This is a genomic window from Pseudomonas sp. C6002, assembly GCF_013385805.1.
Lineage (GTDB): Bacteria > Pseudomonadota > Gammaproteobacteria > Pseudomonadales > Pseudomonadaceae > Aquipseudomonas.
Genome location: NZ_JACAPH010000030.1, coordinates 250,463 through 264,086 on the forward strand (window position 1 = coordinate 250,463; position 13,624 = coordinate 264,086).

Annotated in this window: 11 protein-coding genes; 3 read left to right on the forward strand and 8 right to left on the reverse strand. The window is 62.9% G+C overall.

The features are described from left to right. Positions 1-150 precede the first annotated feature (150 nt). The 8 genes from tssH to tssA form a co-directional block, all read right to left on the reverse strand. The gene (gene tssH / locus HX817_RS20835; protein ID WP_177041019.1) at positions 151-2,808 is read right to left on the reverse strand and encodes a type VI secretion system ATPase TssH; all 2,658 of its coding nucleotides are present in this window, start codon (positions 2,806-2,808) and stop codon (positions 151-153) included. Beyond that, on the reverse strand, positions 2,801-3,844 hold the full coding sequence (gene tssG / locus HX817_RS20840; protein WP_008439466.1) for a type VI secretion system baseplate subunit TssG: 1,044 nt from the start codon (positions 3,842-3,844) through the stop codon (positions 2,801-2,803). The genes tssH and tssG overlap by 8 nt, the downstream gene beginning before the upstream one ends. After that, positions 3,808-5,667 carry a type VI secretion system baseplate subunit TssF gene (gene tssF / locus HX817_RS20845; RefSeq protein WP_063033828.1) on the reverse strand — a complete coding sequence of 620 codons (1,860 nt, stop codon included), beginning with the start codon at positions 5,665-5,667 and terminating at the stop codon, positions 3,808-3,810. The genes tssG and tssF overlap by 37 nt, the downstream gene beginning before the upstream one ends. Next, positions 5,664-6,179 carry a type VI secretion system baseplate subunit TssE gene (gene tssE, locus HX817_RS20850; protein WP_003213348.1) on the reverse strand — a complete coding sequence of 172 codons (516 nt, stop codon included), beginning with the start codon at positions 6,177-6,179 and terminating at the stop codon, positions 5,664-5,666. The genes tssF and tssE overlap by 4 nt, the downstream gene beginning before the upstream one ends. 78 nt (positions 6,180-6,257) lie before the next feature. Continuing rightward, positions 6,258-6,746 carry a type VI secretion system tube protein Hcp gene (locus HX817_RS20855; protein ID WP_003213345.1) on the reverse strand — a complete coding sequence of 163 codons (489 nt, stop codon included), beginning with the start codon at positions 6,744-6,746 and terminating at the stop codon, positions 6,258-6,260. A 153-nt stretch (positions 6,747-6,899) separates the two neighbouring features. Beyond that, positions 6,900-8,396 (reverse strand): type VI secretion system contractile sheath large subunit, encoded by a 1,497-nt coding sequence (gene tssC, locus HX817_RS20860; RefSeq protein ID WP_003213343.1) that lies wholly within the window; start codon positions 8,394-8,396, stop codon positions 6,900-6,902. Between the two features lie 2 nt (positions 8,397-8,398). Continuing rightward, on the reverse strand, positions 8,399-8,905 hold the full coding sequence (gene tssB, locus HX817_RS20865; RefSeq protein ID WP_003213340.1) for a type VI secretion system contractile sheath small subunit: 507 nt from the start codon (positions 8,903-8,905) through the stop codon (positions 8,399-8,401). Between the two features lie 54 nt (positions 8,906-8,959). Next, positions 8,960-9,979, reverse strand: a complete 1,020-nt coding sequence (gene tssA, locus HX817_RS20870; RefSeq protein WP_177041038.1) for a type VI secretion system protein TssA — start codon at positions 9,977-9,979, stop codon at positions 8,960-8,962. Between the two features lie 403 nt (positions 9,980-10,382). Here tssA and tagH point away from each other — a divergent pair, with 403 nt between their 5' ends. From tagH to tssK, 3 genes are read left to right on the forward strand one after another with little or no spacing between them, the layout of a single operon-like run. Next, positions 10,383-11,714 carry a type VI secretion system-associated FHA domain protein TagH gene (tagH, locus tag HX817_RS20875; RefSeq protein WP_023659289.1) on the forward strand — a complete coding sequence of 444 codons (1,332 nt, stop codon included), beginning with the start codon at positions 10,383-10,385 and terminating at the stop codon, positions 11,712-11,714. 52 nt (positions 11,715-11,766) lie between these two features. Beyond that, a complete protein-coding gene (gene tssJ / locus HX817_RS20880; protein WP_003213332.1) occupies positions 11,767-12,273 on the forward strand; it encodes a type VI secretion system lipoprotein TssJ in 507 nt (168 codons plus the stop codon). A gap of 14 nt (positions 12,274-12,287) precedes the next feature. Continuing rightward, on the forward strand, positions 12,288-13,622 hold the full coding sequence (gene tssK, locus HX817_RS20885; protein WP_003213330.1) for a type VI secretion system baseplate subunit TssK: 1,335 nt from the start codon (positions 12,288-12,290) through the stop codon (positions 13,620-13,622). The last annotated feature ends 2 nt before the right edge of the window (positions 13,623-13,624 follow it).

A 13,624-nucleotide genomic window follows, 5' to 3' on the forward strand; every position in this document is an offset into this window, starting at 1 on the left:
CCGTAAATAGCGTAATAACTGTAGGAACCGGCTCCAACTGTGGGAGCGGGCGTGCTCGCGAATGCGGTGAATCAGCCACTGGATGCATCAACTGATGCACCGCCTTCGCGAGCACGCCCGCTCCCACAGTTTTGATCGCATTCCGTCAGGTCAATCGTTGAAGTCGTAGTGCAATTCGTTATCCCGCGTGCTGATCCGCACCCCCGCCAGCGCCTTGCCTTCGAGCATGCGGGTGAGGAATTCGCGGCTCATGTCCGGCAGCAGGCTGTTGGTGAGGATGGTGTCGATCATCCGCCCGCCGCTTTCGGTTTCGGTGCAGCGGGACACGATCAGGTCGACCACGTCGTCGTCGTAATCGAAGGCGACTTTGTGGGTGTTCTCCACACGCTTCTTGATGCGGTTGAGTTGCAGGCGGGTGATCGCTTTCAGCATCTCGTCGCTGAGCGGGTAGTACGGAATGGTCACCAGGCGGCCGAGCAGCGCCGGCGGGAAAATCTCCAGCAGCGGCTGGCGCAGGGCCTTGGCGATTTCCTCGGGCTCGGGGATGTTCGCCGGGTCTTTGCAGACCTGGGAAATCAACTCGGTACCGGCGTTGGTGGTCAGCAGGATCAAGGTGTTCTTGAAGTCGATCACCCGGCCTTCGCCGTCTTCCATCACGCCTTTGTCGAACACCTGGAAGAAGATTTCATGCACGTCCGGGTGGGCTTTTTCCACCTCGTCCAGCAGCACCACGCTGTAGGGTTTGCGCCGCACGGCTTCGGTCAGCACGCCACCTTCGCCATAGCCGATGTAGCCCGGTGGCGCACCCTTGAGGGTGGACACGGTGTGGGCTTCCTGGAACTCGCTCATGTTGATGGTGATCACGTTCTGCTCACCGCCGTACATGGCTTCGGCCAGGGCCAGGGCGGTTTCGGTCTTGCCCACGCCGGAGGTGCCGGCGAGCATGAACACGCCAATCGGCTTGCTCGGGTTGTCGAGGCCGGCGCGGGAGGTCTGGATGCGCTTGGCGATCATCTGCAAGGCGTGGTCCTGGCCGATGATGCGTTTCTTCAGGTGCTGGTCGAGGTTGAGCACCGTCTCCAGTTCGTTGCGGGCCATGCGGCCCACCGGGATGCCGGTCCAGTCGGCGACCACCGAGGCCACGGCCTGGTAATCCACGGTCGGCAGGATCAGCGGAGTTTCACCTTGCAGGGTGCTAAGGCGTTGTTGCAGGTCTACCAATTGGGCACGCAATTGATCATCGCCGCTGTCCACGACACCGGATTTTTCACGCAACGTCGCACGGGTGGCGAGCAACTCATCCACCAGGGTTTTCTCTTCGGCCCAACGGCTTTCCAGGGTGGCCAGGCGCTCGCGTTCGGCGCTCAGCAGCGCTTCGCTGTTGGTCTGGCGCGCACCGATGGCGATGCCGATCGCGTGCTCGCGGGCGATGATTTGCAGCTCGGTTTCCAGTGCCTCGATACGGCGGCGGCTGTCGTCGACTTCTGCCGGCACCGCGTGCAGGCTGATGGCGACGCGGGCGCAGGCGGTGTCCAGCAGGCTCACGGATTTGTCCGGCAATTGACGCGCCGGAATGTAGCGGTGGGACAGCTTCACTGACGCTTCCAGCGCTTCGTCGAGGATCTGCACCTGATGGTGTTTTTCCATGGTCGAAGCCACGCCGCGCATCATCAGCAACGCCTTGTCTTCCGACGGCTCGGCCACTTGCACCACCTGGAAACGGCGGGTCAGGGCCGGGTCTTTTTCGATGTGCTTCTTGTACTCGGCCCAGGTGGTGGCGGCCACGGTACGCAAGGTGCCACGGGCCAGGGCAGGCTTGAGCAGGTTGGCCGCGTCACCGGTCCCGGCGGCGCCACCGGCACCTACCAGGGTGTGGGCTTCGTCGATAAACAGGATGATCGGTTTCGGCGAAGCCTGGACGTCTTCGATGACCTGTCGCAGGCGTTGTTCGAACTCGCCTTTCATGCTCGCGCCGGCTTGCAGCAGGCCGACATCGAGGCTGCGCAGTTCCACATCTTTCAGCGCGGGTGGTACGTCGCCGGCGACGATGCGCAGGGCGAAGCCTTCGACCACGGCGGTCTTGCCGACGCCGGCTTCACCGGTAAGGATCGGGTTGTTCTGGCGGCGACGCATGAGGATGTCCACCAGTTGGCGGATCTCTTCGTCACGCCCGACGATCGGGTCGAGCTTGCCGCTACGGGCCTGTTCGGTCAGGTCGACGGTGAAGCGCTTGAGGGCTTCCTGCTTGCCCATCGCGCTCGGGGCCATGGCGCCGCTGGCCTCGCCCGGTACAGCACCGGCGTTGAAACCGTCGCTGGCACTCAGTGCATTTTCGGGCGAGTCGCCGACGTATTCATCAAAGCGTTCGCTCAGGGCTTCGGCCTTGATCTTGTCGAACTCACCGGACAAGCCCAACAGCGCGTGGCGCAGGCTCGGCGTCTTGAGAATTCCCAGCACCAGGTAACCGGTGCGCACCTGGCTTTCGCCAAACATCAGGCTGCCGTAGACCCAGCCACGCTCGACCGCTTCTTCCACATGGGACGACAAGTCAGTGATCGACGTCGAGCCACGGGGCAGGCGGTCCAGGGCTTCGGTCAGGTCGCGGGCCAGGCGTGCCGGCTCGACATTGAACTGTCGAATGATGCGGTGCAGGTCAGAGTCCTGCAGTTGCAGCAACTGGTGAAACCAGTGGGCCAGTTCCACGTACGGGTTGCCCCGCAGCTTGCAGAACACGGTGGCGGCTTCGATGGCCTTGTAGGCCACGCTGTTGAGTTTGCCGAACAGTGCGGCGCGACTGATTTCACCCATGCTCTGGATTCCTTGAGGTGTTGGCGTGTTCGGCGTAATGCCGGGCCAGGATTAGGTCGTTGGCGTCATGCTCGGGTTGGCCGAGCCAGGTGTTGAAGCCCAGGCGGAACTGACCGTTGAGTTGCAGGGCCGGCACTTCCGGTTGTTGCAGGATCAGGTTCAGGTCCCAGTCCAGTTCGTGGCCCAGGTACTCGGCGACCCACGCCACCAGCTCGTTGAACGGCTGGCTGCCGGGCAGCATGCCCATGTAGTCATCGAGCTTCAGCGGGCCCAGGCGAATGCGGAATTTATGCTGGCGGTCCCACACGTGGCTGCCCAGGCAAAAGTCCACGCCCAGCTGGTTGGCGCTGACACTCACGCGGCTGCGTTCGGGCAGCTCCAGCCATTGGCCGACGTACTCTTCGATCTCCACCGGCAGGCCGAAGTACTCGCCGAGAATCGCCTTCAGGCCGTCCGGATAGCGGGTTTGTGCCGACAGGTGGCCGCTGTAATGCAGCTTCGCCGTGTCGGGGATCAGGCCTTGGTTGAGCAGGCTCGGGGTGCCGCGACCGCTCAATGCGGCGAGGCGCGCCGACCAGTAGTCATCGTCCGGGCGGTCATGGCTGACGGTAGGCCGCGCCTCGGCCCAGGCGCGATAAAACAGGGTCAGCAGGCGGTGGTGGAACACATCCAGGAAGCGCTTGCTGGTGCTGTCGGCGTTGTTGCGCTGGCGCTCACGCACGTACTCGGTGATGTGCAGCGGCAGCGGGCCGTTGGGGCCGCCGAGGCCGAAGAAGAACTGCTCCAGCCGTGCCGGCTGGCCTTCGGCCCCAGGTTCGACCGAGGCCAATGTGGCCGGCGCAAAGGTGCAATCGGCCTGCTGCCCGAGACGCAGCGGGTCATCCGCCAGGCGCAGGGAGTGCCCCAGGCGTGGCAGGTCCGGCGATTCGCACTCGATACGCCGCAGCGCCTGGAAGAAGTCATATTCCCAGGGCTCCTGATGCATCGCATCCAGGGTACTCACAGGGTCGGACGGCGTCCGGGCTTGGCTTTCCATCGCATGATCTCGCCGCGTTCGGTGGTACGGATCACCGTCTCGGTAAAACTGTTGATCGACACATAGCGTGCCAGGAACCGTTCAAACACCGCACCGAGCAGGAACACGCCGGTGCCGCGGAACGCGTTTTCATCAAATTCCAGAGTGATCTCAAGGCCGCGGCCAAACACGATCGGGCCGGGCATCGGCAGGCGCCGGGTCACCGCCTTGCTGCTGACTTCCCGCAGGCCTTCGATCTGCAATTGCAGGGCGGCGTCGTTGCTGTCGCCATACAGGCGCAGCAGTTCACGCAGCGCGGCGGCGCCCTGGCCTTGCTCGCTCAGCGACAGGTAGTTCAACGACAACTGGCTGATCAGGCGCCAGGCCTTGGCGTCATGGGCATGGCTGGCGCGCGGGCGGCTTGGCCCGGCGACGCAGCGCACGGCCAAGACCGGCGCACTGTCGGCCAGGGTGAAGTCGGTCTTGCCGTTGCCCACGCTCATGAACAGTGGCAAATCACGGTTGGTGCACAACGCGGTCACGCCCAGTTGGCGCAGGTCATGGCGGTACGGCGCCTGCTGGGTATCCACCAGGCTGACGAAGGTTTCGCTGCCCACATAGGTGGAGCGCGGCCCGTTGCGGCGCTGGTCGCTGGACAACACGCGGGGTTCGCGACGCACCGTGTAGTAAGCCTGGTCACGGCCATAGCGCGATGGATCGCGTACTGCATAGAACGGCAGGAACGGCTGCTCCGGTCCGGTGCCGTGGCCCGTGATGCCGCTCAAGGAGTGAATCTCGAAATCCATCGGTCGCGTGCGGTCGGCGATCACATGGTGTTCGTTGACCCGCTCGGACAAGTGAATCCGGTCCACACGCTTGGGAAACAGGTTGATTGCCGGGGTGCAGAACGGCACGAATTGCGCCTTGCCGACGCTGCCTTCCAGGCTTGGATCGTGACGGTCGAACAGCACGATCAGTTCCAGTTCCTGGCCGTCACAGCGTTTGACGGCGCGGCTCAGCTCAGCGAATTCAACGAATAGAAAACGGTGGGGCAGGGCGAAGTATTCCTGGAGCAAGCGATAGCCCTGGAATGCCCGAGGCACCACCGGCATTGCCGCATCGGCGTCGTCGAAACCCCGGGAGCGCAAGGCATCCGGCGGCAGGCGTTCAACCCAATCACCGCCGGGCTTGCGCGCGAACACCGCGCAGGCATTGCCCAGCAGTTGTTCGTAGAGGCGGAACGGTTGCTCGTCGGCACCGCTGAGGTACAGCGGCAAGTTATCCAGGGCGAGGCTGTTGAACGGCAGTTCGGCGCCGGTACGCAAGGTCAGGCGCAGGCCGGCCTTGGCCTTGGGTTCGCTGGCGGCCAACCGCCCGAGCACGGCGGACGGGTTGCCGAAGTACTCGGCCTGGGCGACCTGCAACGGCCACAGCGTCACCGGGTGCGCGGTGCGGTACTCGCAGCAGGTCTGGGTTTCGCGGCCCAAGGCGGCGCGCAGGACGGTGTCGCGGGGCAGTGGAAAACCACTGGCCAGGGAGCCTTCATCGGGATCGGCCTGCAACTGCACCACGGTCATCGACGGGGTCGGCGCCAGGTAGTGCGGGTAGGCGATCTCCAGCAGGTTGTTGGTGAAGGTCGGGTACTCGGCGTCGAGCTTGAGCTGGACCCGGGCCGTGAGATACGCAAAGCCTTCGAGCAAACGCTCGACGTACGGGTCGGCGCAGTCCATGCCGGACAGGGTCAGCCGACTGGCGATCTTCGGGTATTCCTTGGCGAACTCGGCGGCGCTTTCGCGCACGTGGTGCAGTTCCTGGTTATACAGCTCCAGCAAGCGCGGGTTCATGGGCGTCTCCGCTGGTCGGCGTTCACCACACGCACATGGCCGGACTCCAGGTCCAGGTCGGTTTGCAGCAACAGGCGCAACGGCACCGGCTGCGCCCACAGGTCGCCTTCGATCTCGAAACTCAGGGCGTTGTGGTTCATCTCACCGTGGCCGACGCGTGCCTTGACCCGCAAGGTGTGGCGCAGGATGCGCGGCTCGAAGGTGGCGATGGCTTGTCGAATCAAGGCTTCCAGGGCGCTGATGTCGACACTGGAGACACTGTTGCCCGCCAGCGCCGGCAGCCCGTAATTGACCACCGACGTACCGGCAGGCGTGTGCAGCGTGGCATCGGCGTTGAGCAGTGAAGTGGTGTTGAGCAGCCACGTCAGGTCACGCAGCACCGAGGCTTTCAATTGGCTCAGGGACAGCACGCGTTTGTCGGCGCTTTCCTTGGGATTGGTCGGGTCATCGTCGGTCAACCGGTCCAGCAGGGACGGTTGCAGGCGATCGCGGGAAGCAATTTCAGTTACCACCAAAGCAGCTCCACGGACGGGTTGCGAGAGGAACAGGGGGCTTGCAGCCGCCACTTGGGGTGGCGGCTACAGGGGCAATCAGCGTTTGGTGTTGGAGCGAATGTTCCAGCCAAACTTGATCGCGCCGCCGTCTTTGGTGCCGTCGGCTTTCTGTGGCTGGTAGTCCACCATCACCTGGGCAAAGTTCAGGGTCACGTTTTCGGTCAGGCGGTCATCGCTGCCCGAACCGCCGGTGCTCAGGGAGGTGACCAGCACTTCTTCCAGGTTGATGATCATGTACTCGACCTGGCTTTCACCGCCGGCCTTGCGCACGGTCAGCGTGACCTTGTCGATGTGCTTGCCGCTCGCGCAGTGCATCATCAGGTTGGGCGAGGCCTTGTCGACGTACTTGGTCAGCGACAGGTCCTGGATGTTCACCTTGCCCGCACCGCCGCCACCGCCCACGTGCATGTTGCCGGACTGGGCCATGCCCCAGCTCCAGTTCAACACGTCGATTTCGTCCTTGTGGGCCTTGTCCATGGACTCGCCTTTGATGTCGCCGATCTTGATGAAAATATCAACAGCCATGTTTTCTCCCTGTGTGGTCTCAGCCACAGAATTTGTTAACGCTGATCGTTCCCACGCTCTGCGTGGTAACGCATCTTGTGACGCTCTGCGTCACTGGGACGCGGAGCGTCCCGGGCGGCATTCCCACGCGGAGCGTGGGAACGAGCGACGGTATTACGCGCCTTTCGCCGAAGGCAGTTTCGATACCAGGCGCAGCGACACGGTCAGCCCTTCAAGCTGGTAGTGTGGGCGCAGGTAGAACCTGGAGTTGTAGTACCCCGGGTTGCCTTCGACGTCTTCCACGATCACTTCGGCGGCAGCCAATGGATGCTGGGCCTTGGTGGTTTCGGTGGAGTGCGCCGGGTCACCGTCGACGTAGTTGAGGATCCAGTCCTGCAACCAGCGCTGCATCTCGTCCTTCTCTTTGAAGGAACCGATCTTGTCGCGCACGATGCACTTCAAGTAGTGAGCGAAACGGCAGGTGGCGAACAGGTACGGCAGGCGCGCGGCCAGGTTGGCGTTGGCGGTGGCGTCCGGGTCATCGTATTCGGCCGGTTTCTGCAACGACTGGGCGCCGATGAAGGCGGCAAAGTCGGTGTTTTTCTTGTGCAGCAGCGGCATGAAACCGTTCTTCGCCAGTTCCGCTTCGCGGCGGTCGCTGATAGCGATTTCGGTCGGGCACTTCATGTCCACGCCACCGTCATCCGTCGGGAAGGTGTGGGCCGGCAGGTTCTCGACTTCACCGCCCGACTCCACGCCACGGATGCGCGAGCACCAGCCGAAGTGTTTGAACGAACGGTTGATGTTCACCGCCATCGCGTAAGCGGCGTTGGCCCAGGTGTACTTGGAGCTGTCGGCACCGTCGGTGTTTTCTTCGAAGGCGAAGGCTTCCACCGGATCGGTCTTGGCACCGTACGGCAGGCGCGCCAGGAAGCGCGGCATGGTCAGGCCGATGTAGCGCGAGTCTTCCGATTCACGCAGCGAGCGCCAGCCGGCGTATTCCGGGGTGGTGAAGATCTTGGTCAGGTCGCGCGGGTTCGACAGTTCCTGCCACGAGCCCATGCCCATCACGGTTGGCGAAGCGGCGGCAATGAACGGTGCGTGCATGGCGGCGCAGACTTTCGACAGCTCCCCCAGCAGCTCCACGTCGGGAGGCGACTGGTCGAAGTAGTAGTCGCCCACCAGGCAACCGTAAGGTTCGCCGCCGAACTGGCCGTATTCTTCTTCGTACATCTTCTTGAAGATCGGGCTCTGGTCCCACGCGGTGCCCTTGAATTTCTTCAGGGTCTTGTGCAGGTCCGGCTTGGAGATGTTGAGCACGCGAATCTTCAGCTGCTCATCGCTCTCGGTGTTGTTCACCAGGTAGTGCAGGCCACGCCAGGCGCTTTCCAGCTGCTGGAAATCCTGGTGATGGATGATCTGGTTGACCTGGGCGGTGAGCTTGGCGTCGATGGCGGCGATGATCGATTCGATCGACTTGATCGCGTCGTTGGACACCAGGTCGGTCTGGGCCAGAGCCTGCTCGGCCAGGGTGCGCACAGCGGTTTCCACGGCTTCGCGGGCACGCTCGGTCTTGGGTTTGAATTCTTGCAGCAGCAGGTTCGCGAACTCGCTGGCTTCTTCGGTGGTACCCAGGATCTGGGTGCCTTCGCGGGCGGTATTGTCAGTCATGATTACTGCTCCCCTGCAGGCTTGGGCGCGCTGGCAAGTGCCTGAAGCAGTGCCGGGTCCTTGATCGCCTTCATGATGATTTCTTCAGCGCCGGTCTTGCCGTCCATGTAGGTCAGCAGGTTGGCCAGTTGGGTGCGGGCTTCGAGCAGTTGCTTGAGCGAATCGACCTTGCGCGCCACAGCGGCGGGGCTGAAGTCGTCCATGCTTTCGAAGGTGATGTCCAGGCTCAGGTTGCCTTCGCCGGTCAGCTCGTTGGGCACGTGGAACGCGACGCGTGGCTGCATGGCCTTGAGGCGCGAGTCGAAGTTGTCGACGTCCACTTCAAGGAACTTGCGGTCGGCCACAGGCGCCAGAGGCTCGGCGGGCTTGCCGGCGAGATCGGCCATCACGCCCATGACGAAGGGCAGCTGGACCTTTTTCTCGGCGCCGTAGAGCTCGACGTCGTACTCGATCTGCACCCGAGGCGCACGGTTGCGCGCGATGAATTTCTGAGAACTTTGCTTCGCCACGTTGCTGCTCCTGGTCGCTTGAGCGACGGTGTTGTAACTGCGCGATCCGTACGCTTATTCGCTGTCCGGCCCGCGCAGATTTTCAAATTGGGACATGCCGTCGGGAATCAGGTTGCGCACGATGGCCGCAAAGTCGGCGTGCACCAGATTCTTCGCCCGGTTCAACAGCACCGGCAGCGGGCTCGAAGGCTCGTGCCGGGTGTAGTACGCAAGGATCTTGTCGAGGCTGCGCAGCACTTCATCGCGGCTTGCGATGTCGCCGGTCGGGCGTGCTGCAACGGGCGCGGCGGCGTATTCAACCGAGGGGGCATTGTCGTCACTGACAACCTCGGGCTCGCTGGCAGCGCCGCTGTGCGGGGCGTATTGGTTAAGTATCTGCGCGGCCTGCTTGAGCAGTTGCTTCAAGGGGCCGAGGTCCACGCCCTGGGCGGAACCGACCTGGTCGCTGACGTATTGTTCGATGGCCTCACAGGCGTCGCGGGCGGCGTTCAGCGCGTCGCGGGTGGCTTGCAGTTGCTCGGCATCGCTGTCGAGGAATGCGCCGTTAAGCTGTTCGGCACCGAGGTTTTCGCCGGGGAAACTCTGCAGCCCGCTGGCATTCAGCGCGGCGCGCAGGCTGACGGGCCCGAAGGTGCGCGAACGGGTGAGAATGGCCTCACGCAGCAGGCGGATGTTCGCGTCGCTGGCCACGCCGCTGAGGGCGTTGATGCGCACGGTGGGGTCGTTGTCGTCATCGGCATCCAGGCGCGGATGCAGGTCGGCCCAGTATTCGCGCAGCAGCGCGTTGATCAGCGCGAGTGCGTCGGCAAGCCCTGCAATGCCCTGGAGGGCGAGGGCGGCTTGCAACAGGAAATGGGTGATGCGCAGGTCTTTGCTGCGTTGCAGGAGGTCGAGACTTTGCTGCTGGATGCTGCGCCATTCCGGAGGTTCGGCAGGCAGGATCGAGTCGCCCATGCTGCGCTCGGGTTGACCCTGTGCGGCACGCTCAAGATGCAAGTAATCGGCGTCATATTCCAAGTCTTCGCCACAGGGCGAAGTCGCGGAAACGGCGGTGAGCAGCAGAGGCACATCCACTAAATTCGATCTCCCTATCAGCCCGTTAGATGACGGGCAACTCATGCATTAGTTGCGCGAGGAACTTTGCATGTTTTCTTGGTCTTATTTAGCGCTTTGACATCATGCTGATTTCAAAGTGCCATCATTGGTGTTCAAGAAGTTGTGCATTTTTGGTGTAGTACTTATGCCTTGTCAAGGTAAGCTATTCGCCCTCTATGACAGATGTGCGGTGCTTAACATCTTGTGCGACTGATCAGTCGAAGCAGGTGCCGAGGCAGGATTTTTGTCATACAGGCCGGTTAAGATCAGCAATTACGCGGGTTGAAGCAGGCTTTCAAGGTTTTGAAAGGATCTGTCGTGGATCTCTCGGAGCATTTCTCCCAGGGAACGGCCGCGCGCGAAGTATCAGCAAGGAGGCAAGATGTCGCTGTGCTTGACTATCACTAGTTATCACAAGATTACCCCTGGCCAGTGTTCTGAAAAGTCCCTGGACCAGGGAGTGATGGCTATTGGCCGCGGTTCCGAAAATGACTGGGTACTGCCTGATCCAGAACGTCTTGTTTCCACGCAACATTGCGTTATTCAGTACAAAGATGGTCGTTACTACTTAACTGATAACAGCACTAATGGAGTTGAGTTAGTGCATGCCGGTATTCGTTTGCGGCGGGGAAGCAGCGAGCCATTGCAGGACGGCGAACTGATCCGCATCGGCGATTACGAGATCCAGGCGCGTATCGATTTCAACCTGAAAGTGACAGATACCCCGTCTTTCACCGGTGACGCTTCCAACAGTTTCGAAGCCCTGATGGGCGCCGCCGTGAAGGCCCCGACGCCACCTCCGGTGATCGCGCCGCAGTTCCAGGGCGCCTCGTCGATGGACACCCTGCCGGACCTGTTCGACTTCCTCGCGCCCACCAGCGTACCGCCGGCCACCGTGCACGATCACGTGCCGGCCGAGCAGCACGACTTCCGCCCGCCGACACCGCTGCCCGTGGCTGAGCCGCCTGCGCCGGTGGTCTCGGGCTCAGTAATCCCCGAAGACTGGGATCTGTTCGGCGATGCCCCGGCACCCAGGCCTGTTGCACCGCCGCCGCCAACACCGCCACAGCCGCCGGTCATCGAGCCGCCCAAGGTCGAGCGCCCGCTCCCGGTGGCTGATGCCAGCCAGCCCGACCTGTTGCAAGCCTTCCTGCGTGGTGCGGGCCTCGATCAGTTGCGCCTGGACAAGGCCCAGGCCGAAGCCCAGATGGAAAGCATCGGCCGCAGTTACCGGCTGATGGTCGAAGGCCTGATCGACGTGTTGCGTGCCCGCAGCAGCCTCAAGGGCGAGTTCCGCATGCAGCAGACGGTGATTCAACCGGTGGAAAACAATCCGTTGAAATTCGCCCCGAATGCCGATGAAGCGCTACTGCTGCTCCTACGCCACAGCAATCAGGCGTTTATGGCACCGGACTTGGCCGTGCGCGACAGTTTCGACGATCTGCGCGCCCACCAACTGGCCGTCATGGCCGGGGTCGAAGCCGCCATCAAGCACCTGCTGACGCGCTTTGAACCGGCGCAGCTCGAAGAGCGCATGGGCAAGCCCGGCGGGCTGTCGAGCATTTTCAACGGCTCGCGCCAGGCCCAGTACTGGCAGCAGTTCACCGAGCTCTACAGCAATATTTCCCGCGAGGCCCAGGAAGATTTCCAGGACCTGTTCGGGCGTGAATTCAGCCGTGCCTACGAAGCGCACAGCAGCCGACAGCGTCACTAACAACGCAGTGCATGGAACAACGGATAGCTAAGTACGTCATTGAGGACGCAGGATGATTCCCAGGTTTTTACTCGCAGTCGCCACCGCGCTTCTGCTGACGGCGTGTGCCAAGGATGCGGCCAAGCCCGAGGCCGCCGAAGCTGAGGCAGACACCGCCGCCGTCGAGCTGCATTTCCATGCCATCGCCGGGCTCAACCCCGGCGCCAATGGCCAGGCAGCCCCGGTACGGGTGCGGATTTTCGAACTGAAAAACGCCGCCACCTTCAGCCGTTCCGACTACTTCGCCCTGGCCGATCGCGCACAGTCGACCCTCGGCCTCGACCTGCTCGACCAGGACGAAGTGGTGATCCTGCCCGGCCAGCAATTGAGCATCCAGCGCGACCTCGACCCGTCCACCCGCCAGATCGGCCTGCTGGTGGGCTATCGCGAACTGGACCGCGCCGAGTGGCGCACGGTGCTCAACGTGCCGGCACGCCAATACACTGAATACCAGATCAGCCTCGATGTGCATGCCGTGCGTGCCGACGTCGTGGTCCCCCCATCCAGCCCTGCCCAATAAGAATCGGAGCCCCCATGTCCTGGAACAATCGCGTGGTCTGGTCGGAAGGCATGTTCATCGGAACGCAGCACTTCCAGCAGCATGACCGTTACCTGGAAAACCTGATCGATGCGCGCAGCCGCCCGTTGTCGGCGGGGGCCTGGGGCTTTTCCGAACTGTTGATCGACCAGGGCCTGCTGGCCCAGGGCAAGCTGGCGATCGTCTCGGCACGTGGCCTGTTACCGGATGGCACGCCGTTCAATATCCCCCAGGACGACCTGGCGCCGAGCCCGCTGAATATCGACGACAACTTGCGCGATGGCCTGGTGTACCTGGCGTTGCCCCTCAAGCGTGCCGGCGCCCGCGACACCGTCGACGAAGGCGAGGCCCTGGAAGCCGCGCGCTATGTCAGCCAGGTGCGTGAAGTGCGCGACGACAACGCGCCCTTCGAAAACCGTGCGCCGGTGGCGGTCGGCTCCCGCGCCTTGCGCCTGTTGACCGCCCAGGATGGCATCAGCGATTACGCGGCCATTGGCCTGGTGCGCATCAAGGAAAAACGCGCCGACCGCGCCCTGGTGCTGGACGAGAGCTACATCCCGCCGGTCCTCGACGTGACGGCCAGCAAACCGCTGACCGCGTTTCGCAGCGAACTGCTGGGCCTGCTGCACCAGCGCGGCGAAGCGTTGGCCGGGCGCGTGGTGGCTTCGGGCGCCGGTGGTGCTTCGGAGATTGCCGACTTCATGCTGCTGCAACTGGTCAACCGCGCCCAGCCGCTGATCCAGCACCTGAGTCAGTTGAGCCCGCTGCATCCGGAGCGTTTCTTCAGTGAATTGGTGAGCCTGGCCGGCGAGTTCTCGACCTTCTCCACCACGGGTCGCCGCCCCCACGAATACCCGCAATACCAGCATGACGACCTGGCCCTGAGCTTCACCCCGGTGATGCAGGCCCTGCGCGAGGCGCTGTCGATGCTGATCGACAGCAAGGCCACGCCGATCCCGATTGTCGAGAAAGCCTACGGCGTGCACGTGGCGATGCTGGCCGACAAAACCCTGATCGACAGCGCCAGTTTCATCCTGGTGGTGCGCGCCGATGTGCCGGGCGAAACCCTGCGCGCACGCTTCGGCCAGCAAAGCAAAGTCGGCTCGGTGGAACACATCCGCGACCTGGTCAACCTGCAACTGCCGGGCATCGGCCTGCTGCCGCTGCCGGTGGCGCCACGGCAGATTCCGTACCACGCAGGCTCCACCTACTACGAGCTGGACCGGGGCAGCGAGCACTGGCAGCAACTGGGTAATTCCGGTGGCTTTGCGTTCCACATCGCCGGCCAGTTCCCGGGGTTGAACCTGGCTTTCTGGGCCATCCGAGGGTAATC